This window comes from Phenylobacterium sp. FG114 (assembly GCF_057809855.1).
Map to the genome: position 1 here is coordinate 1 of NZ_JBMDKU010000021.1, position 25,556 is coordinate 25,556.

The following is a 25,556-nucleotide window of genomic DNA, read 5'->3' on the forward strand; positions in this document are numbered from 1 at the left end:
GGCACGACCGACTCCAACAACTACGCCGTCGACACCGCTCGCCCGACCGCGGCGATCGCCGTGGCCGACACCGCCCTGGCGGCGGGCGAGACTTCGGGGGTGACCATCACCTTCTCCGAGGCGGTCACCGGCTTCACCAACGCCGACCTGACCATCGCCAATGGAACCCTCAGCGCCGTCTCCTCGGCCGATGGCGGGATCACCTGGACCGCGACCCTCACCCCTACCGCGGACATCACCGACACCACCAACGTCATCACCCTCGCCAACACAGGCGTCGCCGACGCCGCCGGCAACGCCGGAACCGGCACGACCGACTCCAACAACTACGCCGTCGACACCACGGTGCCGCCGCCGCCACCACCGCCGCCCCCGCCGCCCCCGCCGCAACCCGGAACGCCCACAGAGGCGGCCGATGTCATCACGATCGCGGATACCGGAGGCAGTATCTCTGCGGGCGGAGGCGATGATCAGGTGACCGGCGGCCTTTCCAATGACTTTGTTCAAGGCAACGTCGGAGCCGACACCCTTTCGGGCGGCGCGGGTTCAGACATCGTTCTGGGTGGCAAGGGTAATGATCTCGTTCAGGGCAATGTCGGATCGGACACGATCTATGGTGACCTCGGCGATGACGTCGTGCGAGGCGGCAAGGATGGCGATCTGGTCCAGGGTAATGCGGGCGCTGACCTAGTGTTTGGTGACCTCGGGAACGATAGTGTCCGCGGTGGCCAAGGCGACGACCAAGCGTTTGGGGGGGACGGGGACGACTTCATCTCCGGCGACCTCGGGAACGACACGGTGTCGGGGGGGGACGGAGCCGACCTGTTCCACACTTTCGGCGCGGCCGGGCTGGACCTTGTCATCGACTTCGACGCGGCGGAAGGCGATCGCGTGCATCTGGATCCGGGCGCGGAATACTCGGTGGCCCAGGTGGGTGGCGACACGGTCCTCACCCTGACCGGCGGCGGCCAGATGGTGCTGCAAGGCGTGCAGTTCTCAGCCTTGACCGACGGTTGGATTGTGGGCGCCTAGTTGGCGCTTCGCAGCGTCCAGTTCCCGTTCTTCCGGGCTCGGCCTGTGGGGCGGTTCGCGATCTCACTCCGGACCTAGCCAACTCGGCCGTGGCGACCGAGAGCCACGCTTCTTGGAAGCTTGGATGTTCCGCGTATGGTCGTGGTCCTCGCGCCCTCGTAGTTCGGGGCTGCGACAAACGCTGTGGCGCGAGGCCGAACACTCTTAGAATCTACACCTCAAAGAGCTGTTGCGCCGAGGTGTCCGTGAGCTTCATCCAAGGAACAGATCGCGGCCAGGTCAGCCTGCTCCCGGCCTGTGTAGACGACTATGTCGCGCCCGATGCGCTCGTGCGTGTCGTAGATGCGTTCGTCGCTAGCCTGGACCTCACTGAGCTCGGATTCGGCCGCACGGTCGCGGCGGCCACGGGCCGCCCCGGATATTTTCCTGACGACATGCTCCGGCTCTACATCTGGGGCTATCTCAACCAGGTCCGCTCATCGCGCCATCTGGAACGGGCCTGCGTTCGGGACCTTTATCGGCGCCGATCAAGCGAGGAGCGATGAACACGGAACACTTCCGGCCAACGCAGTTCGTCTACGACGACGAAAGCGACACCATCCGATGTCCAGCTGGTGAGACCCTTAGGTCGTGTTGACGAAGTGGATTCCCAAATCATCTGATCGCTGATTCAAGGCTGCTCTTTGCGGAGGGCGGTCTTGGTTCGCGGCTTGATGTCGGATGAGGAGTGGGGGTTCTTCGCGCCGTTCGTGATCGAGGCTGGTCCGCGGCGCGGTCGGCGTCCGAGGGATCATCGCCTGGTGCTGGACGGGGTGTTCTGGATCGCGCGGACGGGCTCGCCCTGGCGTGACCTGCACGACCATTTCGGCAAGTGGAGCTCGGTCTACCGGCAGTTCCGACGTTGGACGTTGTCGGGCGTGTGGGACGTCCTGCTGGCGGCTCTCAACGAGAGCGGCGAGGGCCAGGACAGCGTCCAGATGATCGACTCGACCATCGTGCGCGCCCACCAGCATGCCGCCGGCGCCCAAAAAAAGCGGGCGCTCAGGGCGAAGGTCTTGGCCGCTCGCGCGGTGGCTTCTCGACCAAGATCCATCTGAGGACCAACGGCCTGGGCCTGCCGGTCGCAGTGGTCCTCACCGGCGGCGAGGTCTCCGACGTCAAGGGCTACGCCCCGGTCATGGCCGAGCCTGGACCCGAGCCCAAGGTCCTGCTCGGTGACAAGGGCTACGACGCCGACGCCATCCTGGCCGACCTGGAGGAGCGCGGGATCGCCGCCGTCATCCCGCCCAAACGCAATCGCAAGCTCCAGCCCGTCATCGACGGCCACCTCTACGCCCTGCGAAATCTCGTCGAGCGGTGCTTCTCAAAGCTCAAGCACAGCCGCAGACTGGCCACCCGATACGACAAGACCGCCGACAGCTACATCGGCTTCATCCTCGTCGCCTCCGCCCGACTTTGGGTCAGGCACTTCGTCAACAGAACCTAGTCCGTCCGGCAAGCACACGCGCAACCGCGCGATCAGATATCGGACTTCCGCGTGCAAGGATTGTCAGCTGAAGAGCCGATGCACGCCGGGCGCCCAGCGGACCATCCATCGGCTCATAGATCAAGGCGCGCTGGATAGGATGGAAAGGCGCATCTACGCTGATCCGGGCCTGATGCGGATCAGGCGATGCACCGTTGAGCACCCCCTCGGCACCATCAAACGAATGTCCGGCGGGGGCAGATTCCTCACTCGCGGGCTCCGGAAAGTGAAGGCCGAAGCGGCGCTATCGGTCCTCGCGTTCAATATCATCCATGCGGTGGGCACGAGAGGATGATCAGCAGAGGCTGACGGGTTCGGCAGGTCTCAAACAAGCGCAGCGAACGGGTGGGCGAAGCGAGTTTCTGCACAGCCTGGGGGTGTCCCCGCTGACCTGATGTCCACAGGCATCGCGGGTCGCAACGCTGTGCGACCGTTCGCGGAGCGCCAGCGCGGCTGGCGCGAGCCTGGCGCAGGAGAGGATCGGTGGATCAGCAAGTCATCTTTGTCGGATTGGACGTGCACAAGGCGACGATCGCCGTGGCAGTAGCGCCGGACGGCCGGTCGAACGAGGTCAGGTTCCAGGGCTCCGTGCCGCATCGGCCGGGCGCCATGGCGGACCTGGGGAAGCGGATGCAGAGCAAGCATCCCGGCGCTCGGCTGACGTTCTGTTACGAGGCGGGCTCGTGCGGCTACGGCTTGGCGCGCGAGCTGACCGACGCCGGCTACGAATGCCTGGTGATCGCGCCGTCGCTGATCCCGTCGCGGCCCGGCGACCACATCAAGACCGACAAGCGCGACGCCACCATGCTGGCGAAGATGCATCGCGCCGGCGAACTGACCACGGTCTGGGTGCCGGACGCGAGCCACGAGGCGGTTCGTGACCTTGTCCGCGCCCGGGAGGCGGCCATGTACTGGCGGAACAGGGCCCGCCAGGCGCTCTCCAGCTTCCTGCTGCGGCAAGGCTATCGCTATGGCGGCCGCAGCGCCTGGGCGGCGTCCTACTGGCGCTGTGAAGCTCGAGCATCCTGCTCAGCAGATCACGATGCAGGAGTACATCCTGGCGATCCAGGAAGCCGACGCGCGGCACGATCGGCTCGTGAAGCAGATCGAAGGGATCATCCCGAGCTGGTCGATGGCGCCGCTGGTGATCGCCCTGCAGGCTATGCGCGGCGTCGCGATGATCACGGCCGCCACCATCGTCGCCGAGATCGGCGATCTCGCCCGCTTCACCACGCCGCGCAAGCTGATGGCCTACCTCGGCCTCGTCCCCGCCGAGCACTCGAGCGGCGCGAAGATCCGCCGGCGCGGCATCACCAAGGCGGGGAATCCCCGGGCCCGCCGCTTGCTTGTCGAGAGCGCGTGGACCTACGCCAAGCCTCCTCGCATCGGTCAGGAGATCCAGCGCCGGCAGGAGGGCGTCGAGCTGGAGATCGTGAGGATCGCGTGGAAGGCGCAGCTGCGACTGCACGATCGCTATCGCCGGCTGGCGGCGACGGGCAAGCCCAAGAACGTGGTGATCACCGCCATCGCGCGCGAGCTGGTCGGCTTCATCTGGGCCATCGGCCAGCGCGTCGCCGCTCCAGCAGCGGGCTGATCCGGGCGAGCCCAGACCAGCGCTTCACATCTCGTCCATACGCAGTATCGGGGGCGGGGCCGGTAAGGAGATCTCTCGACCCCTTCGTGTGGCCGGTCATCGAACCGACGCCCGCCCGCTGACAGAGCAAGCTCCGAGACGAACACCGCGGTCCTGCGGTAGCCAACCCGCGCATGAGTGTCTGATCTACCGTCGTCTTGAGCCCCGCCTCCGACCCTGCGCATGGACTTCAACGACAGCGCTCGGCCCATCCGCCGGGCGCTTCATCGTGCCCTCCAGCTTGACAAATGGACATGAGAGAGGGGGTAGACGGAGACGCGGCACGCGGCTTCGGCTCAGGGGGAGACTTCCCCCACCTAAGCCGTGGCCACCGGCAACTCGTCCACAGCGCCTGCCTCTCACGCCGGTAAATGCACCCGCGCCTAAGTTATCCTATCGGAAATTAATCAATAATATCAATATGTTATTCGTTGTGAGCGAGCACCAAACTAAGACGGGCGCGCAGCTCTGACGCGCGTGTTTAGTCCTTCTCAAACGTCGTCGTGCCGTCGAATTCACCCGGGCTCGAGAGTAACGTGCGCCAGTTCATGCACCGCGCGCAGACGTTGGCGCACGTCGGCGGCTGAGGCGCCCCCAGTGAAGCTGACAATAGCCGCGTGGGCGCCAGGCCCGATGCGCCAAACATGCAAATCCGTGATCTTGGCGTCCCCGAGCCCTTCAACCTCCTGCCGCACTTCGCTCTCCAGGTGAGGATCAGAAGTGTCGAGCAGCACGGCGGCCGTGTCGCGCATCAGGTTCCAGGCCCAGACTGAGATCACGATCGCGCCGACGATGCCCATCACAGGGTCGAGCCAAACCCAGCCCAGATACCGCCCGGCGACCAACGCCGCGATCGCCAGCACCGAGGTCAGCGCGTCGGCAAGGACGTGCACGAAGGCGGCGCGGAGATTGTTGTCGTGATGCGCATGCGCCCGATCAGAGGAGTGGCCGTGGTGATCACCCTGGTCGGGATGCTCGTGAACATGAGCGTGGCCATGATGATGATCGTGCCCCCCGACAGGAGAAAGGCGCTCGCGACGTTCACGGCGAGGCCCACCACGGCCACGAGCGTGGCCTCGCCGAAGCTGACGGGCTGCGGGTTGAGAAGGCGAACGACGGATTCGACACCGATCGCGAGCGCGATCATGGCGAGCACAAGCGCAGAGGCGAAGCCGGCCAAATCGCCGACCTTGCCTGTACCAAAGCTGAAGCGTCGGTTTCGCGCGTGTCGGCGAGCGTAGGCGTAAGCCGCCGCCGCGACCGCCAGAGCGCCCGCGTGGGTCGCCATGTGGAAGCCGTCGGCGAGCAGGGCCATCGAGTTGAAGACACTGCCGGCGATGATCTCGCCAACCATCATCACGGCGGTTAGGGCCACGACCCACAGCGTGCGTCGGGCATTTTCATCGTGCCGTTCGCCGAGGAAGACGTGGTCGTGGGACAAGGCCTCGTCCGAGGCTGACAGATTCAAGGCGGCTCTTCCTATTTTGCGTATCGGCGCACGACTGCGATCAGTTCTTCGGCGCCGGAGGCTCGATCCGCATCCGTTAGGTCGGGCCGGGCCACGTGTTCGCGGACTTGGTCCTCGATCAGCTCGTCCATCAGCCCGTTGACCGCCCCGCGCACGCCGGCAGCCTGATGCAGGATCGTCGAACAGCCCGCTTCGTCAGCGATGGCCCTCTCGATCGCGGCGACTTGGCCCGCGATGCGCCGGACTCGGGCCAAGAGCTGCTCTTTGTTGTTCGTCGTATGGGCCATAGGATACCCCCGTACCCCTTATGGCGTGAGACGCCCAGCCCTGACTTGTCCTGCGCGCGCAATATGCGCCCTTCACGGCCCAACCGCTGGCAAGGACGGGGCGAGTCGCCCTTCGGTGAGAGGAGGCGCCTCGCCTTTCAAGTGGGGAACCCTCGTTCAAGCCCAGTACAGGCGCGGCAGCTAGTTTGAGGGGTCGGCGCGCCGAGATGCGTAGACGTTCACAGACACCTTGTCGGGAGACCCCCTATGAAGACTTGCCTTTTCGGACTTGCCGCCCTTGCGGGAGCAACCGCCCTCGTCGTTTCCAGCCCGGCTTGGGCGCATGCCCATCTCGTGAGTTCCAATCCGGCGACCAACGCCGCCGTGGCGGTGGCGCCGAAGGTCATCACCCTGACCTTCAACGAAAAGCTTGTGCCGGCCTTCTCCAAGCTCGAGCTCACCATGCCGGAACATGGCGGCATGAAGGTGCCGGTGAAGACGACCGTCTCCAAGGACGGCAAGAGCATCACCGGCACGCCCCAGAGCGCGCTGACGAAGGGCGCCTACAAGATCGTGTGGTCCGCGGCGTCGGCCGACGGCCACAAGATGAACGGCGAAGTGACCTTCAAGGTCGGCTGACGTGCTCGAGCTGGCGGTCATCGCCCTCAGGCTGATGCAGTATGCGGGAGCGATGGTCCTCATGGGATCATCGCTCTTCTTTCTCTATGCGCTCCCCTCCAAGGGTCCCGGCTCGGCCGCGGAGGCGCCCTGGACCCGCAGGCTCCTGGCGAGCGGGAGCGCGCTGCTGGCGCTCGCGACGCTGCTCTGGATCGCCGCCCAGGCCAGCGTGCTGGCTGGATCGATGGCGGAGGGGCTCAAACCCGAGGCGCTCGGCGCCGTGATGACGAGCATGGACCTCGGCAAGGCGGGCGTCCTTAGGGCGGGCGTCGCCCTCCTGGCCACGATCCTCGCCGTGATGCTGAGGCCAGCGCAAGCCAGCTGGATCGTCGCGGCCGCGCTCGGAACTGTCGCGACCGCGACCTTCGCCTGGATGGGTCATGGCGCAGCGACGGAGGGACCAGGCGGCGTCATCCACCTTGTCTCCGACATCCTTCACAGCTGGGCAGGTGCCATCTGGGTCGGCGCGCTCGCGGCCTTCGCACTGATCCTGCGCACCCGCAGCCCCACGCCGGCAGGGGTGGTCGCCCTGCACCGGGCGCTGCAGGGCTTTTCGGGGATCGGCACGCTACTGGTGGCGGTCCTAGTAGCGACCGGACTCGCCAACAGCTGGTTCTTGGTCGGGGTGGACCGGATCGACGGCCTCTGGACCACCCCTTATGGGCGGCTCTTGAGCCTCAAACTCCTCTTGTTCGTGGGCATGCTCGGCCTGGCGGCCGCGAACCGCTTCCGGCTGACGCCCGCACTGGCTCTGGCCTTGGACGAACCATCGCGGCATGGCGCGGCGCTTGCGGATCTCCGCCGCAGTGTCGCGCTGGAGACCGCCGCCGCTCTCGGGGTCGTCGCGCTAGTGGCCTGGTTCGGCACGCTCGCGCCGCCGGCGGCGATGTGAATCCCATGGCGCGCCCGCAGGACACAGCATCGCGAAACCAAGTGACAACGGTCGCTGTAGCGCTAGGCTCCCGGGCGATGCGCTTCCTGCTCGCCCTTCTGGCCGTGATTGGCCTCCTTGCCAGCCCGGTGTCCGCCACGGCGGCCCAGGCGACCTGCCAGGGACATGGCGACGCGATGATGAGCATGCCGATGGCCGACATGCCGGGGATGGATCACGCCAACGGCGAGGCCGACCCTTGCTGCGATCCCGCCCAGGACGCGCCCCCCTCGAAACATGACGGGATGAGCTGCCTTCTCGCGTGCATCGCCATGTGCGGCGTGACGGCGGCCCTCCCCAGCACGCCGCCCGTCAGCCTTCTTAAGGCTGATCACTTCGCGCCCGCGCCCGGGCGGATGGCGTCCTTGACGCCCCACGACCCCGGACGCCTCGAACGACCTCCCAGACCGATCACCTGAACCCGGCGCTGCTCGCCTGCGGGCGGCGCCTTGTGTCCAGAACCCGGCCGGACTCCGTCCGGCCATGATGATCGATCCCAATCGGGAGTGTTCCCATGACCTATCGTATTCCTCTGACCGCAGCGGCGCTGGCCCTCGGTCTCGCCGCGACCGCGAGCGCCGCCTCCGCCCAGCCTTACGGCAAGGGCGGAAACTACAGCATGGCGCCAGCCGCTCGGCCGCCCGCGGCCCAAGCCGCATCCATGCCCGACTGCGACTGTCCGATGATGAAGGGCGATCAGGCCATGCGAGAGAAGTGCATGACCATGATGCATGATCATGCCCCCCCGACGCCCAAGAGCGGCTCCGCCGGCTGACCGTGATCGCCCCCGCGCCCCGATCCCCTTGGGTGCGCTAAGCGAGGGCGCCGGCGGTCGGCTTGCCCGGCCGTCGGCGCTTCCGCGTCATCCCTTGTTCTCTCAAGAGGAGTCCCTCATGCGGCCTTTTTGGCTGATGCTGGGCGCGGCGGCGGATTCCCCTGCGCCTCCGGTTCGGGCTCACCGGTCCAGCGTGTCGACTCGCGCTCGTACTCGAAGCTAATCTCCATGGCTTGGCGCTCCACCTTCTCGGCCTGCTCGCGATAAAAGGCCGAGTCCGTGCGGCCGGCAGATGGGAAGGTCCAATCGGACATTTCAAATCGTCTCCTCGGCCGCGAGCCGCCGGTACAAAGTCGCTCGCCCGCAACCGATCAACTTGGCCGCGGCCGGAACCGTCATCGCGCCACCTCGCAGTAGCGGCCCATAGTGCGCCCAATGCTCGTCCGTAATCGCGGGCGGTCGGCCGAACCGCACTCCCCTCGCCTGCGCGGCGACTCGGCCCGCCCCCGTGCGCTGAAGGATCAAGCTGCGCTCGAACTCCGCGATGCCCGCGAACACGGTCAGGATCATTTTGCCGGCCGGAGACGTCGTGTCAGCCCACGGCTCCCCTAGCGAACGCAACCCTGCCCCAAGCTCGGCGATCTCCTCGGCGATCCCCAGCAGGTCGCGGGTGGACCTGGCCAGCCGGTCGAGCCGCGCCACCACGACCACGTCCCCGTCGCGCAGCTGCTCGAACATCCGATCGAGCTCAACTCGCCCGCGGGTGGCTCCGGAGACCTTCTCCTCGAAAAGCCGCTTACAGCCGGCCTCCTTAAGGGCGGCGCGCTGAAGCGCGAGATCCTGATCGTCAGTCGAGACGCGGGCATAGCCGATGAACATGCCCGACCGTCCCGAATGTTCTCTCAAAAGTCAATCATTTTGAGACTGATTTTCGGGACGTCGCCACTCCTTGTCTTAGCAGCGCCACGTTTGCCGTCCCGAAACTTAGGAGTTTCGGGAACGATCTAGCAGTCCCTAGTGCCGATGCGTCCTGTCTTGTATCGCTCGCCTGGCGTGCTTAGCTGAAGTGGGCGAGGGCGATCCCCCTACACAGCCTTCGCCAGTTCCAGCCCCGACCGCCACGCGGTCGGGGCATTGAATCCACCGATATTGCGCTTTGACGTGTACAAGCGCCACTCTCTGAGCATGTGCGGCCGTTTCGACACCTCTCATCTGACCTGGGCGGAAATCCACGACCAGCTCGCGGCCTTTGCGAAGGTCACGACGCCGCCTGTCAATCTCGAAGCTAACATCGACGTCCGCCCGACCACGCCGCAGCTCACTGCGCGTCTCGACGGCGAAGGCTGGATCCTTGAAAAGATGGGGTGGGGCCTCGTGCCGTTCTGGCGCGGTGGAAAGCCCCTGAAGGACAGCGCCAAGGGCGCCGGCGACGGATTCAAGCTGACCACCTTCAACTGCAAGACCGAGAACTTCGACCCCGGCGCCAAACGGTCCTCCACCTTCGCGGAGGCCTTCGCCAAGCGTAGGTGCATCGTGCCGGCGAACGCCTGGTACGAGTGGACGGGCCCGGAGGGCGGCAAGACGAAGCATCGCTTCGCTCGCGCCGACGGCCGCCCGATCTGGTTCGCCGGACTTTGGGACCGCTGCCCGACGTCCGACGCCGGCGACGTCGTTAGCTTCACGATTTTGACCGGCCCGTCGGCTGGATGGCTGGATGGCTGGATGGCTGGGCGACTACCACACCCGCGCGCCTGTCATCCTCGAGCCCGACGAATGGGCGAACTGGCTCACGCCGGACCGCGACGTCGACGCGCTGTTCTCGAGCGTTCGGTCGGAGCGTTTTCGAGTGGCGGCCTGACGGCCATCCTTTCTGAGCGAGGGCCCGTGCCTCGCTGCGCTGCGGCCGCTCCGCCTCCCTTGCGGGGCTCACCTGCTCATTGGCGCGGGCCTAGTCCTTTGCAGGGCTTGGCCTACAAAGGCTGGCGAGACTAGCGCCAGAGCGGCGCGGACTGGGCGTGGGCCCCGGCATGCAGCGCCGCCGCGCGATCTTGCGCCGACCGATAATGGCCCTTCGAGAATTCCGGCCAGTCTAGAGCCCAGCCGGCGCCCACCATCACTTCCGCGATATCCCGATTCCACGGGTCCACGCACCGCGCGACGAGGCGGTCATAGGAGGGCGGCCCGGCCTGGCGGCAAGTGAGGCGGTGATTCCCAATGACCTGGGCGAGGTAGCGGGCGGCGATCGGACCGTTGGGCGTGGTGGCCTCAGGCGCGTCGATCCCCCAGAGCCGGATTTTCTCGCGGCCGATCCAAAAAGTGTCCCCGTCGACGATGCGGGTGGTGGGCCCGACCACAGGTTGGAGTCGCGGGAGCGGCGGCGGCGAGCTGCGAAACCCGGCCGTCACCCGCGGCCCGGCGAGGGCCAGAGCGACCGCGCCGAAAACGACGAAGAGACCCGTGTTGAGGCTGAGCCGCGGACGCCAAAATCGTAGGAACCGCATCATCCCTACGAAAACCCCGGGTTCGGCGCCGATGCAGCCGCCCGCCGGTTCCTGGGATTCTCTGCCGAAAACGCGAGGCTTTTCCCGAAAAGCCCCTTCCGAGGCTGGCGGCCGCGCAGACCGTTGTCCGGTTCGATGGTCATCGCATCCTGCGACTTTAAAGAATAAGTTGTCGGGCGGAGCCCGACGCCGAATGGGGGATGCCGGGTGGGAGGGCGCGTAAGCGCCCGGGGCGTAGCCGCGAAGCGGCGAAGCGAGCCGGCGGGGGCGAAGCCCCCAAGAGGCGGCGTCTTGGCCTTCGTTTCGGACGCCGCTGCGTTAGAAGAGATTCTGTTAGATAATGAAGTTAAGGCGTTAAGGGCTGTGGATAAGCTCGCTAACGATTGGAACTTCACAGGTTTTTGGCCCGGCCGGTTCCTTAAACCCCGTGAGTCGGTTCCTGTTACCACGAATGGCGGTTCCGAAAACCCCGTGAGTCGGGGTTCCCGATACCCCGAGACGAGCGGTTCCCAAAACCCCGAGGGGAGAGGTTCCTGATACCCCGAGGCTTGGCCGGCGCCCAGCGGATGGTCCGCGGTTCCTAAAACCCCGACAGGCGATGGCGATTGAAAGCCCCGACCCGGTTCCTGAAACCCCGATAGAGCTTCCGCCACGCAAGACCGTCCGTTTTGGCCACTTATCCGCCAGGGGACTCGCCGAATCGGATCGAATCGATCCTTACTTAGAGACTCAAGCATCGCCCGCGGTTCCTAAAACCCCGACAAACGTAGTCAGGCGCGTACGACGGGGCGCCAGCGGTTCCTGTTACCCCGACACCTCAACTCGGCATGATCGCGCGCTTGTCGCCGCACGCGCCGGCGAAGTCGGCCGGGGCGAAGCCCTGCTCGATCCACGCCGACCAGGCGCCGTCGAACTCGCGGGGATCGCGGGCGGCGTCAATCCAGGCCGCGCGGCCGTCCTCCCGATGACGCTGGCCAGCGTCCGCCGAGCGGCGCTCCTTGGTTTCCTCGTTCAGGAAGGCCCTGTCGATGAAGAGGACCGCGGCGCTGCCATCCTGCGTCCGGGCGTCCTTCATAGCGTAGCGGGGCAATTGATCGGCCTTGCACATTTCCCGGACCCGGAAGGCGAACTTCTTGGCGGGGGACTCGCTGCCGGTCTTGGCGTGCAGCGTGGAGATTTTGCAGACCCAGCCTTTGGGCTGGCTGCCGGCGTGCTTGCGCGCAACCCGGTAGATCGCCCGCTCGATCCCGCCCGTGAGCAGGAAATATTCGCGGTCCAGCGTCAGCACGTGGCCGACCATGATGCCCTCCAATAGCCAGTCGGGCACGCGCAGCGTCAGGGTCTTTAGCTGTTCGGGATCGTCCGGCCCGTCACCCTCACCCTCGATGTCGCCGAGATAGTGGAAGGCGGTGTACTTGCGCTTCCCGGCGCGGATATTGGTCTCCACTTCCGTGGTCCGCAGCCGCCGGATTGCCTTCATGAGCTCGGTATAGTCCTGTCCGCCCGTGCTGCGGGCGATGCCGCGCAGCAACTCATAGGGCGTGGTGTGGATCACCGGGCGCAATTCATTCTTGCCCGCGTCCTTCTGGGCCATGATCCGCGAGATGCACCAGATGAGGATATCGGCGTCCCAAATGGTCGCCATGCCGTGCGTAGGGTTGGCGTTGACGCGGATCCACAGTTTGCCGTCGGGGCTCTCATAGTGGATCGGCTTGTTGCGCTTGCGTTTGGAGATCGAGAAGAACGGTCGCTCCATCATCTCGGCGCTGTCCTTGGGCGCGTAGTCGACCAAGTCCGAGATGAAGAAATCCCTGATCGGATGCGGGTCTGTTCGGGCGCTCATCGCTCACCTAGCGGCGACTTCCCCGCCTCCTTCAGAACATGGTCTAGGCCCTCGCCGACCAACGCCTGGACAGTGACACCCCGCTCGGCGGCCAGGAGCTTCACCGCGCGCGCGAGATCCCGCGAGAAGTAGCCGGCGATCATCGCCTTTCCGGAGCGGGCCCGGGCGGGCGGCGCTTCGGCCCCGGCGTGGCGCAGGCGGGCCGCCTCAGGGGCGCGGCTCATAAGACCTCTCCGGTAAGCATTCGGGTGGACGTGTGGACACCTCCACACGCGCACCATGCCGGGTGATTCCGAGTCCGTCGAGGGCCTTGTTGCAGGAAAGGTGAGGGTCCCTCGTTTCATGGCAAATGACACTTTCTAGAAATACGTACGGCTACGCTTGCACGAGAAAGCCGCGCGCCGCAGGGTTGAGTCGGGCTTTCCGCCCGCTCCCCCCAAAATAGCAGTTGCCTAGCGAATCGTCTCGGGGTTACTGTCGTATTTGTAGGAAAATACGACATTTTCCGCAACAGTAGCTAGTTTGGGACGCGCGGCACACGCTGCGCGATGTGCGATGGCGTTCGCGTCACGATTGCAGTTCAGTAGGACCGTTACGCGTTCCAGGCCCTTGCGGGACAAGGCTTTTCGGCCTGTGTTCGAACAAGCGGTGTCGCCTCGCGCGGGTGGGGCCTGCTGATGGTGCTGGAGTTCGCCGCCGCCCTGGCCCTCGCCCAGCAGTGCGCGCCCACCGTCGCGCCGGAAACCTTGCTGAGCGTCGTCCAGGTCGAAAGCAGCTTCAACCCGCTCGCCATAAACGTGAACGGCGCGGCCGATCCGCCGCCGGCCCGGACGCGGGAAGAGGCGATCCGCACGGCGGAGGTCCTGATCCGTCAGGGCCGCAGCGTCGATCTCGGGCTCGGCCAGATCAACAGCAGGAATCTGAGCTGGCTCGGCATGAGCGTGGCCGATGCCTTCGACGCCTGCCGCAACCTGGCGGGCGCGGCGCGCGTCCTGGAGGGGAACTACGTCAGCGCCGCGCGGATCGCGCCACAGCAGCAGGCGCTCCGCATGGCCTTTTCGGCCTACAACACCGGCGATCACCGCCGCGGGTTCGCCAACGGCTATGTGGCCAAGATCGAAGCCGCCGCTGGCCAGCTCGTGACCGCTCTGGGTGGCGCCTACCCCGCAAGGCCGGTCGATCCGGCCCTCGCGCAGCTGGCGCAGGAAGTTGCAACTGAAAACCTGGCCAGCACAAACCTGGCCAGTGCTGCGCCCCCCCAACCCCAGACGCCCAGTTGGGACGTCTTCGGACGCGCCGGCGCCTCCAAAGTCATTGTGTTCGGAAGGTGAGCAGTTTGATCGCCTTCTCCCAAGTCAAACGTGACCACGGCCGCTTCGGCGACGTATGCTGGACCCCTTGTGAGTTTGGGGAGTGGCGTATGCCCGAGGGCACGATCCGGGAACGAATGCTGACGAGCCTGCGGCCCAAGAGCGGCAGGATTGTCGGCGTCCGGATCGTTGAGGCGGCCGACAGTGCATGGACCATGCACGTCACGTTGAGCTGGAAGAGCGGAGAGCATCTGGTCTCCGTCTACGGCTCTTCAAAACCGAAGCGGTACAAACACTTGTCTGCTGCGGTCGCCCACTGTCGGGACGCGTACCACTACTACGGCCCGATAATTCTCGAAACTGAGAAGCAGGAGCCTCCCCCTCATGATGAGCTCACAAGCCATCACTAGACCGACGACGGGCGCGCGCATCACCACCGCGCAGCGGGTCGGCGCAGTCGCGTTTGCAGTCATCGTCCTCACCCTCGGCCTGGTCGAGCCGGCGGCCGCCCAGAACGTCGAAGGGCTGCTGCAGAACGTCCTCGACATCCTGACCGGCAACACGGCCCGACTCCTGGCGGTAATCGCCGTGGTGATCCTGGGCATCATGGCCATGTTCGGCCTCTTCGACTTCCGACGCATGGCGATCGTTGTCATCGGCATCGTCGTGGTGTTCGGCGCGGCGGAGATCGTGAACCTCCTGACCGGAGGCGGGGCCTAGCAGCCCCCTCGGCTCGCCTGGCGGCTCCCGGGGGGGCGGCCGCTTAGGTGGGCGGAGTCGATCATCATGGATGACGACGAACGGATCACCGAGGACACGCTGTTTCTGGCCTGCACGAGGCCGGCCATGGTGCTGGGCGTCCCCGTAGAAGCGATGGGGATGAACGTCATCGTCACGGGCTTCGTGTACCTGGTGGGGCACAGCCTGCTCTATCTGAGCCTGGGCGTGGCTCTGCACTTCATCTTCCGCGCCATCGTCAAGCACGACCACAACGCCTTCCGCGTCCTCTTCATGTGGTTCGAGACGAAGGGCCGGGCCCGGAACCGCAGCTGGTGGGGCGGAAGCTCTCACACGCCGCTGAAGGTTCTACGGCGCTACAGCAACAAGGATCTTGTCGATGGCTAAGGCTGCGGCCCAGCGCACCGCGCCGCCGGCGCGTGCGTCTTCCATGGTCCTCAGGCGAGAGACCGAGCCGCGGGCGAACCTGCCCTATGCGCGGCACGTCTCCGACTACGTCGTGGCGCTCGACAGCCGGGCCTTGATGATCTGCTTCAAGCTGGACGGGGCCTCGTTCGAGACCGCGGACGTGCGCGACCTCAACGACTGGCACGCCAAGCTCAATAATGCCTGGCGCAACATCGCCGATGAGCGGCTGGCCATCTGGACTCACATCGTCCGCCGCGCGGAGCGGGAATATCCGGACGGCAAGTTTCGCTCGGAATTCGCTCGCCGCCTCGATGCGGAATACCGCAAGCGCGTCACAGGCACGCGCCTCTTCACCAATGACCTCTATGTGACGCTCGTCATGCACCCGGGCCGTGACCCTGGCGAGCGCGCCGCAGCCTTCTTCAGCCGCCTCAAGGCCCGCAGCAAAGCCGGCCTCGAAGTGGACGAGGAGTCCATCCGGGCTTTGGAGGACAAGGGCCGCGACCTCCTGCAGTACCTCTCCCGCTACGGCGTGCGGCCGCTCGGCCTCTATGAACACAACGGCTTGTCGTTCTCCGAGCCCATGGAGCTGCTGCACCTAGTGCTCACGGGGCGCACGCAGCGCATCCCCCTCGTGCGGGGCCACCTCGGCCACGCGCTCTACACTTGCCGGGTGATCTTCGGCCGCGAAGCCCTGGAGATCCGGGAGCCGGGCGAGGAGAAATTCGCCGGCATCTTCGGCATCAAGGAATATCCCGCCACCACCCGCCCGGGCCTATGGGACGGCCTCCTGCGGGCGAAATACCCCTTCGTGGCCACGCAGTCGTTCGCCTTCCTCTCCAAGGCCTCCGCTCGCTCCATCATGGAGCGCAAGCAGAACCAGCTCATCAAGGCCAACGACCGTGCCTCCTCCCAGGTCGACGGCCTTGACGAGGCGATCGACGACCTGGTGAGCAATCGCTTTGTGATGGGCGAGCACCAGTTCTCCATGCTGGTCTACGGCGCCTCCACAAAGGAGCTGGCCGACAACATGTCGGCGGCGCGCGCCACCCTCGCCGATTCAGGGCTCGTGGTGGCGCGGGAGGACTTGGCGCTGGAGGCGGCCTTCTGGTCGCAGTTCCCAGGTAACTTCGGAAAGCGAAGCCGGCCGGCAGCGATCAACTCCCGCAATTTCGCGGCGCTATCGCCCTTCCACACCTATCCGTCGGGGCGGCCGCACGGGAACCATTGGGGGCCGGCCGTGGCCCTGCTGCGCACCTCGGCCATGTCGCCGTTCTACTTCAACTTCCACTCGGGCGACCTCGGCCACACCTTCATCTGCGGCCCCTCCGGCTCGGGGAAGACGGTCGTTCAGAACTTCATGCTGGCGCAGCTGGAGAAGTTCGGCGCCCAGCAAGTCTTCATCGACAAAGACCGTGGGGCGGAAATCTTCGTGCGCGCCTCGGGCGGCACGTACCTGACCCTGAAGAACGGGGAGCCGACTGGCTTCGCCCCCTTCAAGGCTCTGGAATATACGCCCGGGAACCTCGTGTTCCTTGCCCAGCTGGTCCGCAAGCTGGTGACACCGCCCGACCGCCAACTTTCAGTGCAAGAGGAGCGACTGATCTCCGACGGAATCGCGGCCCTGCAGCCGATGGCGCCGCATCAGCGCTCCTTGATGGCGCTCCGCCAGCTGCTCGGCCAGCGGGACGCCGAAGGCATTGGCGCCCGTCTGGAGAAGTGGACCCGCGCCGGAGCGCTCGGCTGGGTCCTCGACAACGACACCGACCAGGTGTCGCTCGAGGACCGGCTGCTCGGCTTCGATATGACCGACTTCCTGGACAACCCGGAAGTTCGCACGCCGATCATGATGTACCTCTTCCACCGGCTCGAAGGCCTGGTGGACGGCCGCCGCCTCGTCGTCGACATCGACGAGTTCTGGAAGGCCCTTGGCGACGACAGCTTCCGCGGCCTCGCCCAGGACGGGCTGAAAACCTACCGGAAGAAGAACGCCTTCATGGTGTTCGGCACGCAGAGCCCCGCCGACGTTCTGCGCTCCGAGATCTCACACACGATCTTGGAGCAATGCCCCACCAAGATCTTCTTGCCGAACCCCTACGGCCAGGCCCGCGACTATGTCGATGGCTTCGGCCTCACCCGCGAAGAATTCCGGCTGATCCGCGAGGAGCTGTCGCCGGAGTCGCGGATGTTCCTGGTGAAGCAAGGGCACAATTCCGTGGTCGTGGAGCTGAACCTCAACGGCCTCGATGACGAATTGGCGGTTCTGTCCGGCCGGGCGGAGACCGTCGAGCTGCTGGACCGCATCCGGGCCCAGCATGGCGATGACCCGGCCGTTTGGGGGCCTGTCTTCCACCAAGAGCGACGGAGAAACCTATGAGAACCCGACTCCTCGGGGCGGCTGCGGCCGGCCTCATGTTCGCGGCCGCGGCGCCGGCGAACGCACAGATGACCGTGACCGATCCCGGCGCTTACGCGCACATGCTCAATCAGTTGAAGGGCGCGGCCGACCAGATTCGCGAGTTACAAACTCAGGTCCAGCAAGGCACCGATATGATCCGTCAGGGTCAGGAGCTTTATGACGGCTTCAACAAACTCACCAACGTCAACAGCCTCGCCGGCGTCCTAAATACCCCGGCGCTGCGACGCTATCTCCCCGCCGAGGTCCAGGACACGTCACGCCTGCTGAACGGAACACTATCGAACCTCGGATCCATCGGCACGCGGGCGACGTCCATCCGCGACGCGAACCGCCTATTTACGCCCGTTACCAGCGGCCTCTCCACCGCTGAACAGTTTTATCAAGACTCCCTAATCAAGTCCGGCGACAGGGCCGCGCGCGACGTTGCCCTCGGGGAAAGTGCCTACAAAACGGCCGGGGAGCGGCAAGCCGGTCTGGATGAGCTCCGCCTGGCGCTGAACAATGCCAAGAGTGCCAAAGAGGTCATGGACCTCCAGGCGCGGATATCTGCTGAACAGGCCCTCATCAGTAACGACCAGATGCAGCTTCAGGGTCTTGCCATGATGCAGGAAGCCGAGCGGCGACTTGCGGAGCAACGCGACCGCGAAGCTCGGGCAGCAATGAACCGACAGACGATGGATGACTACCGGTCGGGGTTCCAATGAGGAGCCCTCTCCTGCCGCTGTCTCTCGCCCTCAGCCTGGCGCTCGGCGCGTGCCAGCCGGAACCTCGTTCAGCGTCCTATTTCGAAGAGCATACGGACGAACGCGCGGAAGTCGTGGCCGATTGCCGCCATGGCTCTCACCGAGGCGAGGAGTGCAAGAACGCGCAGTTCGCGAACGAGAAGGCCGCTCGCGCCAAGACGATGCAAGACTACAGGAGTGGCTTCTAGCCCGTAAGCACCATGCCAGCATCCATCTTTCAGCCGTCTTATGACTACGTCGACGCGCGGCTGATGGCTGTTCTAAACGACGGCCTCAGCAACGTGATCTCTCAAGTCTCGGGACCGCTGCGTTTGGCGCTGATCGTCTACATCGTCCTCTGGGCATATTCTGTGATGGCCGGCCGCATCACAGAGCCCATCATGGATGGCGTCCTGAGACTGGTGAAGCTGTGCTTCATCTATGCGGTAGCGACAACGGTCGCCTACAACACTTACGTCACCGGCCCACTCTTCAACGATCTTCCCAACTGGCTGGCTCAAGCGATCAGCGGAAGCGCGGCACCAAGCGTCGGCGGCGCTTTCGACAGCTTTTTCAATCGAGGCGGTTATCTCGCAACGAAGATCTTCAACAGCGCGACCCTCACCGATCCGGGCCCATACGTAACCGGCGCAGTCGTTTGGGTGGTGACTGCACTTACCGCCGCGCTCGGCTTTGGGATCGTGATGCTGGCCAAGGTGGCCTTGGCTGTGCTGGTCGCACTCGGGCCGATTTTCATAGCTTGCCTGGTCTTCGACGCCTCAAGGCAGTTTTTCTACGGATGGCTGAAGCAGGGCGTGAACTATCTCGTTCTCTTCGCGCTGATCATCACCGTAATTCAAATCATCCTCTCCCTTGTGGAAGGGCAGTGGGGGAACATCGACGGTCAAGCCGATCCGAACGCGGCCGGGCTTCTGTTCATCGCGCTCTGCGCCCTCGGCGCGATCTTCTTCCTTCAAACCCCCAACATAGCGGCCGGCATCGCCGGCGGGGCCGCTGCCGGCATCGGCGATTTTGCCAACGCAGCGCGCGGAGCTGTCGGCGGCCAGCGGCCGAATGGAGTTCCAGCTAGTGGTGCCGGGCCCCGTGGCGGCGGCGGCTCCGTCCGCCCGAACCGATCGCCCACCGCCAGCGCCAACGGTCATCCCCGCCGATGACCCCTTCCCTTCGCCCTTCAGGAGACCGCCACGTGTTGCGTACTCTGACCTTGACGGCCTGCGCGTTCGCTCTGGTCGCCTGCTCTACGACCAGCGGCGCCAAGCCCAAATCCTGCAACGGCTCAAACCGCCGGCCAGTCAACATCTATGGATCGATCCTGCCAGGCTCGCCGGTGCCGGGCGTCACCGCTCCTGTTCCCCCTCCCCCCGCGCCAGGCCCAAACGGAAAACCGGCTAAGTCGTCCTTTGCGACGCCGCCCAGGCCCGCGCCCGCCGTGCCGGCCGTGGCGCCTAAAACCCCGACCAGCGCGCCCGCGCGAGCGGCTCCGAAGGTTCGCCAAGTCTCGGCGCTAACGCAGCCGAACTACCCGAGCTGCGCGCAGGAGACGCGAGGATGAGCGGTGTGCCAGCAGACGAACTCAAAGCGTATTTCGAGGAGGCCCGGCGCTGGGACCAGGACAGGGTCAAGGCGGCCGACCGCTCGAGGCGCCTGGCATGGACCGTCGCGGCCGTCGCCAGCGGATTGGCCCTCGCGTCGATCGTCGCGGTGGCCTCGCTGGCGCCTCTGAAGACCGTTGAACCGTTCGTGGTGCGGGTAAACCAGTCAACCGGCGCCGTTGACGTCATGACCGGCCTCAAGGGCTCTCGGGACGTCACCTACAACGAGGCGGTCAGCAAGTATTTCCTCGGCCAGTACGTCAGGGCGCGGGAAGGCTACTTGCCGCCCGCGGCCGAAGAGAATTTCCGGTTCGTGTCGATCATGTCGACGCCGGAGGAACAGCAGCGCTGGGCAGATGCCTACCGCTCCACAAACCCGACCGGCCCGCAAGCGACCCTTGGGCCGGACGGCGTCGCCACGGTCGCGATCCGCAACATCACCTTCATCAACTCCAAGGTTGCAAACGTCCGGTTCACGAGGACGGTGCGCAAGGCGCAGGAGGTCCAGTCCAACGATTGGATCGCCACCCTGACCTTCACCTACACCAAGGCCCCCATGCTGGAATCGGACCGCCTGCGAAACCCGCTCGGCTTCCAGATTCAGAGCTACCGGGCCGATCCGGAGATTTCCCAATGATGCAGAAGCTGCTCGCTGCCGCCGCCTTCGCGGTGCTGGCCGCGGCCGCTTCGCCAGCCGCCGCCGTTGACGTCCCCAAGCCCGGTCAAGCCGACCCGCGCGTGAAAGAGGTCAACTATGACCCGCGCCAGGTCGTGCGGATCGTGGGGACCTTCCGGACCGCCACACAGATCATCTTCGGGCCCGGCGAGGAGATCCAGCACGTGGCGCTGGGGGACACAGTGTCCTGGGAGGTCGCTGCAGAGACCAACATCCTCTTCATCAAGCCTCGGGAAAAGGGGACCGCCACCAACCTGATCGTCACCACCCGCAAGGGATCGGAGCTGCGAAACTACACCTTCGAGCTGGGCATCCGCTCAGGACCGATCACCGCCAGCACGCCGGACACCTATTTCCAGGTCCGCTTCCGCTATCCAGAGGATGAGAAGGCCGCCCTCGCGCTGATCCTCGCCCGCCAGGCCGGGGCGATCGAGACAGCCAGGACCGGCCTGATGCTCGACCACGCCGTGGTCGAAGGCCCAAGGAACCTGAACTACACCGTGCAGGGCTCCTCTCGGCTGCAGCCGTCCGAGGTCTCCGACAACGGCCAATTCACGGTCCTGCGCTTCCCGGGCAACCAGGAGCTTCCGAGCTTCTTCACGGTCAATCCGGACGGCTCCGAAAGCCAGGTGCCTTTCGATGTTCGCGACGAGTTCGTGGTCATCCACACCGTGGCGCCGAAGCTCGTCCTGCGCCGGGGCCGCGAAGTGCTCTGCATCTTCAACGAGGCGGTTCAGCCCTACGGCGTGAACCACGGGACCAGCACCGCATCGCCCACCGTCGAACGTACAACCCGCAGCCCGGGGCAGTAATCATGAGCGACACCCACGACACCTCCGGCCGCCCCGAACGCCCCGCCGAGGATTTGCGCCGCGACGAGGCCGGAGCTGACGATCCGTTCATGCGCCGGCGCGCGCTAGACGAGTCCAACGTCCCGCCTCAATACCGAGACGCCGACCGTGCTGAAGGTGTGCCAGGCGAACGGGGCATTTCCCCGGTTGCCGGCCGCTTCAGCTCCAACCAAGCCAAGATCGGCGGCATTGCCGCCATGGTCGGAGGCGCAGCTCTTCTCTTGGTCCTGACATGGGATCGGGGTGACGCCGGAAAGAAGGAGGAACCGAAGAATCCTGCCCGGCAGGTCGTGAGCTATGACCAGGTCGCGAAGGTCCCGCCCCCGCCCCTGCCGGCCGCGCCTACGGCGGGCGGCGCCCCGGTCGATCCTCTCACGGGTCAGCCCCTCGCCGCGGGCCAAGTCGTGCCGGCTCCCACCGCCTATGCCGGAGGGGCGCCGCTGGCCGGGACCTCTGGCCAGCGCCGCGAAAGCCTCGCGGATCTCTCCCGCCGGTCTCCGGTCATGGCCTATAGCGCCAGCTCTGGCGGGTCCGGGGGACAGGCCGCCTCGGCTTATGGCGCGGCGACCCTGGCCAGTATGCAGGGCCAGGGCGCGGCCCCACGCCAGCCGACCGAGTTGGAGAGCCTGCGGCGCGGCTCGGCGATTAACACCGCGCGGGCAACGGTGCTCGGCGACCGCAGCTATATGATCCTCGCCGGCACGCAGATACCGTGCGTCCTGCAGACGGCCATGGACTCGTCCCTGCCGGGCTACACCAGCTGCATCATCCCGCGCGATGTGTTCTCCGACAACGGCCGCGTTGTGCTGCTGGAGAAGGGCACGAAGGTCCTGGGCGAATACCGGGGAGGCATGCAACGCGGCCAGCGCCGGCTATTCGTGCTTTGGACCCGCGCCGTGACGCCACGGGGCGTCGCGATCGACCTGGCCTCCCCCGCTTCAGACTCCCTCGGCCGCTCCGGCTTCAGCGGCGATCTCGACAACCGCTTCTTCGAACGGTTCGGCGGGGCGCTGCTGCTCTCCCTGGTCGACGACGGAGTCTATGTCGCGACCCAAGGCAATGGCCGCGACTATCACAACACCGCCCGCGTGCCCTCCGACGTGGCCGGCATAGCCCTGCAGAACTCCATCAACCTGCCGCCCATCCTCCGTAAGAACCAGGGTGAGGACGTGGGGATTATGGTCGCCCAGGACTTCGACTTCTCCGACGTTTACGGAGTGCGGGCGCGATGAACGCCGACAGTTCCGTCCTCGTCCATTACCTGCAGCCGATCCAGCGCCTGCTGGAGCCGGCCGACGTGACGGAGCTGGTCATCAACCGCGCCGGCGAGGCCGGCGTGGAAGGGCCAGGCGGCTGGCGCTGGCACGAGCTGCCGGAGCTCACGCCGGCCTGGCTCGCGACCCTCGCCAATGCAGCGGCCGCCTTCACCCGTCAGGACGTGAACGGCGAGACGCCGATCTGCTCGACCGTGCTCCCGCAAGGGGAACGCTGCCAGATCGTCCTTCCGCCGGCCGTGCCGGCCGACTGCGTCTCGATCACCATCCGCAAGCCGTCGAGCGTCACTTTCGGCATGGATGACTTCACCAAGGCCGGGCTGTTCGACGAGGCCAAGGTGGCGTCGGAGGACTTGGCCGACGACGAGCAAGAGCTACTGCGCCTGCGTGACGCGGGCGACTGGCCAGCCTTTTTCCGTCTGGCCGTGCACTCGAGGAAGAACATCCTCATCAGCGGCGCCACCGGATCGGGGAAGACCACCTTTTCCAAGGGTCTGATCCAGCTCATTCCCGATCATGAGCGCCTGCTGACCATCGAAGACACGCGCGAGCTGACGGTGCCGCACCGCAACGTCGTCCACCTGATCTATTCCAAGGACCAGCAAGGGCTCGCCAAGGTGGGCGCCAAACACCTGCTGGAAAGCGCCCTGCGCATGCGTCCAGACCGGATCCTGCTGCAGGAGCTTCGGGACGGCACGGCGTTCTTCTACCTGCGCAACGTAAACTCAGGCCACCCCGGCTCGATCACGACGGTTCACGCCGATTCCGCCGTCCTCGCCTTCGAACAACTGACTCTCCTCGTGAAGGAATCCGAAGGAGGCCGCGACCTCGGCCGCGAGGACATTCGCAGCCTGCTCCACCTGCTGGTCGACGTCGTCGTCCAGATGAAGAAGGTCGACGGCCGCTTTCGAATGACGGAGCTTTACTATGACCCGCTTCGCAAGCGCCACGCCGGCTGGTAAGGCCGGCATCATCGCCGCGGTCACCTTCCTGCTGCTGGCGCTGTGGGCGGTCCTGACGATGATCGTCACCTTGATCGGCCTCGGCCGCCTCAACGCCAACGTCGATTTTGTCGCTGTACCGAAATGGCTGTGGACCTACCGGGACCACCCGCAGGTCCAGCTCTGGAGCAAGATCGCCGCCCTCGGCTCGGGCGTCTTCATCCTGGCGATCGGCGTCTTGGCCGCGTTGCGGGTCCGCCGGCCGCTGCACGGCGCCGCGCGCTGGGCGGGCGAAGGAGAGATCTCGCGCGAGGGCTTGCGGGCGAAGAAGGGCATCATCTTGGGCTGCAAGGGGGCCCGATATCTGACCTTCGGCGGCAATGAGCACGTGATGCTCTATGCGCCGACACGCACCGGCAAGGGGGTCGGCGTTGTCATCCCGAACCTTCTGAACTGGCCCGATTCCGTCGTGGTGCTCGACATCAAGAAAGAAAATTGGGAGGCGACCGCCGGATTTCGGGCGGCGCATGGCCAGAAAGTCGTGATGTTCGATCCGCTCGATCCCGAGGGGCGGACCGCGCGCTACAATCCCTTGGGCTGGATCGACCGCAGGGACGCGATCCAAACCCTCGACGAGCTGCAGAAGCTCGCCACCATGCTCTTCCCGGCCCCCGACAAGGGCGACCCCTTCTGGTCGGAAGCCGCCCGGACCGGCTTCGTCGGCGTCGGCGCCTATGTGGCGGCCACCCCCGACCTGCCCTTCACCATTGGCGAGATCTATCGCCAGCTGACGTCGGGCAGTCCGAAGGCGAAGTTCCCCGCCCTGATCGACGCGCGGGCCAAAGGCCCCGCACCCCTATCGCGCGGCTGCGTCAACGCCCTGAACGACTTCTGCTCCGCGTCGGACAACACCTTCGCCTCGATCAAACAGACGATCACGTCGCGCATGAACCTCTGGCTCAATCCGAGGGTGGACGCGGCCACCAGCGCCAGCGACTTCGACCTGCGCGAGCTGCGCACTCGGCGCACCTCGATCTATCTCGGCGTCACGCCCGACAACATGGCGCGCGTGGCGCCCCTCTATAATCTGTTCTTTCAGCAGCTGGTGGACCTCAACACCCGCGAGCTGCCGTCGGCCGAGCGCCATCCCCTGCAGCTGCTCGTTCTCCTCGATGAGTTCGCCCGCATCGGCCATGCCTCGGTCATCGCCAAAGGCTTCTCCTACGTCGCCGGCTATGGGCTGCGCCTCCTACCGGTCATCCAAAGCCCGTCCCAGCTGCGGGCGGAATATGGGCCTGACGTCGCAGAGGAGATCATGACCAACTGCGGCGTCGAAGTCGTCTTCACGCCCAAGGAACTCAAGGTCGCCCAGGACCTCTCCGAACGCCTCGGCTACTACACCTACGAGGGCCGCTCGAAGAGCCGCCCCACCTTCCTGGGCGGCGGCAAATTCACCACCACGGCGTCGGAACAGCGTCGGGCGCTGATGCTCCCCCAAGAGCTGATCCAAATGAGCACGGACGCCCTCATCGTCCTGCGCGGCGGCATCGCGCCGATCAAGGGCAGCAAAATCTACTTCTACAAAAATCCGGACTTCACCAAGCGCGTCCTGCCGCCGCCAGCGATCCCCGCCCTGCCCGACCTACCGGCCGCGGGGAACGGCGGCGCGGACGAGTCCAGCCGCCTGGACATGATGGCGGCCGATCTCGCATCGCTGAACAGGACGGTCGCGGAAATCCACGCCCGTGTCGTTCAGCGCCCCCTCACCGAGAGCGAAGCGGCCGGTGAAACCGCTCTGAGCCTTAAGGCCATCTCCCTGGAGCTGGACTCCGTCGATCTCGACGACCTCCCCGCCGGGGCCTCCGAAGAACAGTCCGAAGACTGGATCGACCGCTACATCAATTCGGGCCTCCTGCTCGAGACCGAAGCCATCGACCGCTGAACGTAAAGGA

27 protein-coding genes and 4 pseudogenes are annotated in these 25,556 nt (G+C 65.7%); 23 read left to right on the forward strand and 8 right to left on the reverse strand.

What is annotated here, in order from left to right; genetic code table 11:
- From ACODSY_RS24290 to ACODSY_RS24310, 5 genes and pseudogenes are all read left to right on the forward strand, one after another.
- On the forward strand, positions 1-1,032 hold a 1,032-nt coding region (locus ACODSY_RS24290; protein ID WP_488954488.1), incomplete at its 5' end, for an Ig-like domain-containing protein.
- Between the two features lie 245 nt (positions 1,033-1,277).
- Positions 1,278-1,547 (forward strand): annotated as a pseudogene (locus tag ACODSY_RS24295) (transposase); the annotation flags it as partial.
- Positions 1,548-1,745: 198 nt separating this feature from the next.
- A pseudogene (locus ACODSY_RS24300) lies at positions 1,746-2,518 on the forward strand (IS5 family transposase).
- 13 nt (positions 2,519-2,531) lie between these two features.
- Positions 2,532-2,852, forward strand: a pseudogene (locus ACODSY_RS24305) (transposase); the annotation flags it as partial.
- A gap of 188 nt (positions 2,853-3,040) precedes the next feature.
- Positions 3,041-4,151 (forward strand): annotated as a pseudogene (locus ACODSY_RS24310) (IS110 family RNA-guided transposase).
- 554 nt (positions 4,152-4,705) lie between these two features.
- Here the strand turns inward: ACODSY_RS24310 and ACODSY_RS24315 are convergent.
- The 3 genes from ACODSY_RS24315 to ACODSY_RS24325 are packed head-to-tail and all read right to left on the reverse strand — an operon-like array spanning position 4,706 to position 5,945.
- Positions 4,706-5,083, reverse strand: coding sequence for a cation diffusion facilitator family transporter (locus ACODSY_RS24315; protein WP_488954489.1), 378 nt, complete (start codon positions 5,081-5,083; stop codon positions 4,706-4,708).
- Positions 5,059-5,658, reverse strand: coding sequence for a cation diffusion facilitator family transporter (locus ACODSY_RS24320; RefSeq protein ID WP_488954490.1), 600 nt, complete (start codon positions 5,656-5,658; stop codon positions 5,059-5,061). Before ACODSY_RS24320 ends, ACODSY_RS24315 begins: the two co-directional genes overlap by 25 nt.
- An 11-nt stretch (positions 5,659-5,669) precedes the next feature.
- The gene (locus ACODSY_RS24325) at positions 5,670-5,945 is read right to left on the reverse strand and encodes a metal/formaldehyde-sensitive transcriptional repressor (protein WP_488954491.1); all 276 of its coding nucleotides are present in this window, start codon (positions 5,943-5,945) and stop codon (positions 5,670-5,672) included.
- 246 nt (positions 5,946-6,191) lie between these two features.
- On the opposite strand from ACODSY_RS24325, the gene copC reads away from it, so the two are divergent.
- The 4 genes from copC to ACODSY_RS24345 all read left to right on the forward strand — a co-directional run bounded on the left by copC (position 6,192) and on the right by ACODSY_RS24345 (position 8,308).
- A complete protein-coding gene (gene copC, locus ACODSY_RS24330) occupies positions 6,192-6,563 on the forward strand; it encodes a copper homeostasis periplasmic binding protein CopC (protein WP_488954492.1) in 372 nt (123 codons plus the stop codon).
- Between the two features lies 1 nt (position 6,564).
- Positions 6,565-7,494 (forward strand): copper homeostasis membrane protein CopD, encoded by a 930-nt coding sequence (copD, locus tag ACODSY_RS24335; protein WP_488954493.1) that lies wholly within the window; start codon positions 6,565-6,567, stop codon positions 7,492-7,494.
- A 77-nt stretch (positions 7,495-7,571) separates the two neighbouring features.
- The gene (locus tag ACODSY_RS24340) at positions 7,572-7,952 is read left to right on the forward strand and encodes a hypothetical protein (protein ID WP_488954494.1); all 381 of its coding nucleotides are present in this window, start codon (positions 7,572-7,574) and stop codon (positions 7,950-7,952) included.
- A 95-nt stretch (positions 7,953-8,047) separates the two neighbouring features.
- The gene (locus tag ACODSY_RS24345; RefSeq protein ID WP_488954495.1) at positions 8,048-8,308 is read left to right on the forward strand and encodes a hypothetical protein; all 261 of its coding nucleotides are present in this window, start codon (positions 8,048-8,050) and stop codon (positions 8,306-8,308) included.
- Between the two features lie 116 nt (positions 8,309-8,424).
- Here ACODSY_RS24345 and ACODSY_RS24350 read toward each other — a convergent pair whose 3' ends face one another.
- Positions 8,425-8,622: a hypothetical protein gene (locus tag ACODSY_RS24350; RefSeq protein ID WP_488954496.1), complete on the reverse strand. Its 198-nt coding sequence runs from the start codon at positions 8,620-8,622 to the stop codon at positions 8,425-8,427.
- A 1-nt stretch (position 8,623) separates the two neighbouring features.
- Positions 8,624-9,187 carry a recombinase family protein gene (locus ACODSY_RS24355; RefSeq protein ID WP_488954497.1) on the reverse strand — a complete coding sequence of 188 codons (564 nt, stop codon included), beginning with the start codon at positions 9,185-9,187 and terminating at the stop codon, positions 8,624-8,626.
- Positions 9,188-9,469: 282 nt separating this feature from the next.
- Between ACODSY_RS24355 and ACODSY_RS24360 the strand changes: the two genes are divergently transcribed.
- The gene (locus ACODSY_RS24360; RefSeq protein ID WP_488954498.1) at positions 9,470-10,300 is read left to right on the forward strand and encodes an SOS response-associated peptidase; all 831 of its coding nucleotides are present in this window, start codon (positions 9,470-9,472) and stop codon (positions 10,298-10,300) included.
- On the opposite strand, the gene ACODSY_RS24365 is transcribed toward ACODSY_RS24360, so the two are convergent.
- The 3 genes from ACODSY_RS24365 to ACODSY_RS24375 all read right to left on the reverse strand — a co-directional run bounded on the left by ACODSY_RS24365 (position 10,297) and on the right by ACODSY_RS24375 (position 12,876).
- Complete coding sequence (locus ACODSY_RS24365; RefSeq protein WP_488954499.1) at positions 10,297-10,812, reverse strand: thermonuclease family protein; 516 nt, start codon at positions 10,810-10,812, stop codon at positions 10,297-10,299. The genes ACODSY_RS24360 and ACODSY_RS24365 overlap by 4 nt on opposite strands.
- Before the next feature lie 814 nt (positions 10,813-11,626).
- Positions 11,627-12,652, reverse strand: a complete 1,026-nt coding sequence (locus tag ACODSY_RS24370; RefSeq protein ID WP_488954500.1) for a replication initiator protein A — start codon at positions 12,650-12,652, stop codon at positions 11,627-11,629.
- Positions 12,649-12,876, reverse strand: coding sequence for a ribbon-helix-helix domain-containing protein (locus tag ACODSY_RS24375; protein ID WP_488954501.1), 228 nt, complete (start codon positions 12,874-12,876; stop codon positions 12,649-12,651). Before ACODSY_RS24375 ends, ACODSY_RS24370 begins: the two co-directional genes overlap by 4 nt.
- A gap of 453 nt (positions 12,877-13,329) precedes the next feature.
- Between ACODSY_RS24375 and ACODSY_RS24380 the strand changes: the two genes are divergently transcribed.
- The 13 genes from ACODSY_RS24380 to ACODSY_RS24440 all read left to right on the forward strand — a co-directional run bounded on the left by ACODSY_RS24380 (position 13,330) and on the right by ACODSY_RS24440 (position 25,546).
- On the forward strand, positions 13,330-13,983 hold the full coding sequence (locus ACODSY_RS24380; protein ID WP_488954502.1) for a lytic transglycosylase domain-containing protein: 654 nt from the start codon (positions 13,330-13,332) through the stop codon (positions 13,981-13,983).
- Between the two features lie 89 nt (positions 13,984-14,072).
- Positions 14,073-14,372 (forward strand): hypothetical protein, encoded by a 300-nt coding sequence (locus ACODSY_RS24385; protein ID WP_488954503.1) that lies wholly within the window; start codon positions 14,073-14,075, stop codon positions 14,370-14,372.
- Positions 14,347-14,682: a TrbC/VirB2 family type IV secretion system protein gene (locus tag ACODSY_RS24390; protein WP_488954504.1), complete on the forward strand. Its 336-nt coding sequence runs from the start codon at positions 14,347-14,349 to the stop codon at positions 14,680-14,682. The genes ACODSY_RS24385 and ACODSY_RS24390 overlap by 26 nt, the downstream gene beginning before the upstream one ends.
- A gap of 66 nt (positions 14,683-14,748) precedes the next feature.
- A complete protein-coding gene (locus ACODSY_RS24395; protein ID WP_488954505.1) occupies positions 14,749-15,087 on the forward strand; it encodes a VirB3 family type IV secretion system protein in 339 nt (112 codons plus the stop codon).
- Entirely contained in the window at positions 15,080-17,485 is a 2,406-nt protein-coding gene (locus tag ACODSY_RS24400; RefSeq protein ID WP_488954506.1) for a VirB4 family type IV secretion/conjugal transfer ATPase, read from the forward strand. The genes ACODSY_RS24395 and ACODSY_RS24400 overlap by 8 nt, the downstream gene beginning before the upstream one ends.
- Positions 17,482-18,231, forward strand: coding sequence for a TrbJ/VirB5 family protein (locus tag ACODSY_RS24405; protein WP_488954507.1), 750 nt, complete (start codon positions 17,482-17,484; stop codon positions 18,229-18,231). Before ACODSY_RS24400 ends, ACODSY_RS24405 begins: the two co-directional genes overlap by 4 nt.
- On the forward strand, positions 18,228-18,458 hold the full coding sequence (locus ACODSY_RS24410; protein WP_488954508.1) for an EexN family lipoprotein: 231 nt from the start codon (positions 18,228-18,230) through the stop codon (positions 18,456-18,458). The genes ACODSY_RS24405 and ACODSY_RS24410 overlap by 4 nt, the downstream gene beginning before the upstream one ends.
- Positions 18,459-18,470: 12 nt before the next feature.
- Positions 18,471-19,424, forward strand: coding sequence for a TrbL/VirB6 family protein (locus ACODSY_RS24415; RefSeq protein ID WP_488954509.1), 954 nt, complete (start codon positions 18,471-18,473; stop codon positions 19,422-19,424).
- 394 nt (positions 19,425-19,818) lie between these two features.
- Positions 19,819-20,499 carry a VirB8 family type IV secretion system protein gene (locus tag ACODSY_RS24420; RefSeq protein ID WP_488954510.1) on the forward strand — a complete coding sequence of 227 codons (681 nt, stop codon included), beginning with the start codon at positions 19,819-19,821 and terminating at the stop codon, positions 20,497-20,499.
- Positions 20,496-21,350, forward strand: coding sequence for a P-type conjugative transfer protein VirB9 (gene virB9 / locus ACODSY_RS24425; RefSeq protein ID WP_488954511.1), 855 nt, complete (start codon positions 20,496-20,498; stop codon positions 21,348-21,350). Before ACODSY_RS24420 ends, virB9 begins: the two co-directional genes overlap by 4 nt.
- Positions 21,351-21,352: 2 nt before the next feature.
- The gene (gene virB10 / locus ACODSY_RS24430; protein WP_488954512.1) at positions 21,353-22,621 is read left to right on the forward strand and encodes a type IV secretion system protein VirB10; all 1,269 of its coding nucleotides are present in this window, start codon (positions 21,353-21,355) and stop codon (positions 22,619-22,621) included.
- Entirely contained in the window at positions 22,618-23,625 is a 1,008-nt protein-coding gene (gene virB11 / locus ACODSY_RS24435; RefSeq protein WP_488954513.1) for a P-type DNA transfer ATPase VirB11, read from the forward strand. The genes virB10 and virB11 overlap by 4 nt, the downstream gene beginning before the upstream one ends.
- Entirely contained in the window at positions 23,591-25,546 is a 1,956-nt protein-coding gene (locus ACODSY_RS24440) for a type IV secretory system conjugative DNA transfer family protein (protein ID WP_488954514.1), read from the forward strand. The genes virB11 and ACODSY_RS24440 overlap by 35 nt, the downstream gene beginning before the upstream one ends.
- Positions 25,547-25,556 lie beyond the last annotated feature (10 nt).

Excerpts from the sequence above, each read along its gene's own strand:
- ACODSY_RS24325 (WP_488954491.1), bottom strand. The coding sequence starts at position 5,945 with ATGGCCCATACGACGAACAACAAAGAGCAGCTCTTGGCCCGAGTCCGG.
- copC (WP_488954492.1), top strand. The coding sequence starts at position 6,192 with ATGAAGACTTGCCTTTTCGGACTTGCCGCCCTTGCGGGAGCAACCGCC.
- ACODSY_RS24340 (WP_488954494.1), top strand. The coding sequence starts at position 7,572 with ATGCGCTTCCTGCTCGCCCTTCTGGCCGTGATTGGCCTCCTTGCCAGC.
- ACODSY_RS24345 (WP_488954495.1), top strand. The coding sequence starts at position 8,048 with ATGACCTATCGTATTCCTCTGACCGCAGCGGCGCTGGCCCTCGGTCTC.
- ACODSY_RS24350 (WP_488954496.1), bottom strand. The coding sequence starts at position 8,622 with ATGTCCGATTGGACCTTCCCATCTGCCGGCCGCACGGACTCGGCCTTT.
- ACODSY_RS24355 (WP_488954497.1), bottom strand. The coding sequence starts at position 9,187 with ATGTTCATCGGCTATGCCCGCGTCTCGACTGACGATCAGGATCTCGCG.
- ACODSY_RS24365 (WP_488954499.1), bottom strand. The coding sequence starts at position 10,812 with ATGATGCGGTTCCTACGATTTTGGCGTCCGCGGCTCAGCCTCAACACG.
- ACODSY_RS24370 (WP_488954500.1), bottom strand. The coding sequence starts at position 12,652 with ATGAGCGCCCGAACAGACCCGCATCCGATCAGGGATTTCTTCATCTCG.
- ACODSY_RS24375 (WP_488954501.1), bottom strand. The coding sequence starts at position 12,876 with ATGAGCCGCGCCCCTGAGGCGGCCCGCCTGCGCCACGCCGGGGCCGAA.
- ACODSY_RS24380 (WP_488954502.1), top strand. The coding sequence starts at position 13,330 with ATGGTGCTGGAGTTCGCCGCCGCCCTGGCCCTCGCCCAGCAGTGCGCG.
- ACODSY_RS24385 (WP_488954503.1), top strand. The coding sequence starts at position 14,073 with ATGCCCGAGGGCACGATCCGGGAACGAATGCTGACGAGCCTGCGGCCC.
- ACODSY_RS24390 (WP_488954504.1), top strand. The coding sequence starts at position 14,347 with ATGATGAGCTCACAAGCCATCACTAGACCGACGACGGGCGCGCGCATC.
- ACODSY_RS24395 (WP_488954505.1), top strand. The coding sequence starts at position 14,749 with ATGGATGACGACGAACGGATCACCGAGGACACGCTGTTTCTGGCCTGC.
- ACODSY_RS24400 (WP_488954506.1), top strand. The coding sequence starts at position 15,080 with ATGGCTAAGGCTGCGGCCCAGCGCACCGCGCCGCCGGCGCGTGCGTCT.
- ACODSY_RS24405 (WP_488954507.1), top strand. The coding sequence starts at position 17,482 with ATGAGAACCCGACTCCTCGGGGCGGCTGCGGCCGGCCTCATGTTCGCG.
- ACODSY_RS24410 (WP_488954508.1), top strand. The coding sequence starts at position 18,228 with ATGAGGAGCCCTCTCCTGCCGCTGTCTCTCGCCCTCAGCCTGGCGCTC.
- ACODSY_RS24415 (WP_488954509.1), top strand. The coding sequence starts at position 18,471 with ATGCCAGCATCCATCTTTCAGCCGTCTTATGACTACGTCGACGCGCGG.
- ACODSY_RS24420 (WP_488954510.1), top strand. The coding sequence starts at position 19,819 with ATGAGCGGTGTGCCAGCAGACGAACTCAAAGCGTATTTCGAGGAGGCC.
- virB9 (WP_488954511.1), top strand. The coding sequence starts at position 20,496 with ATGATGCAGAAGCTGCTCGCTGCCGCCGCCTTCGCGGTGCTGGCCGCG.
- virB10 (WP_488954512.1), top strand. The coding sequence starts at position 21,353 with ATGAGCGACACCCACGACACCTCCGGCCGCCCCGAACGCCCCGCCGAG.
- virB11 (WP_488954513.1), top strand. The coding sequence starts at position 22,618 with ATGAACGCCGACAGTTCCGTCCTCGTCCATTACCTGCAGCCGATCCAG.
- ACODSY_RS24440 (WP_488954514.1), top strand. The coding sequence starts at position 23,591 with ATGACCCGCTTCGCAAGCGCCACGCCGGCTGGTAAGGCCGGCATCATC.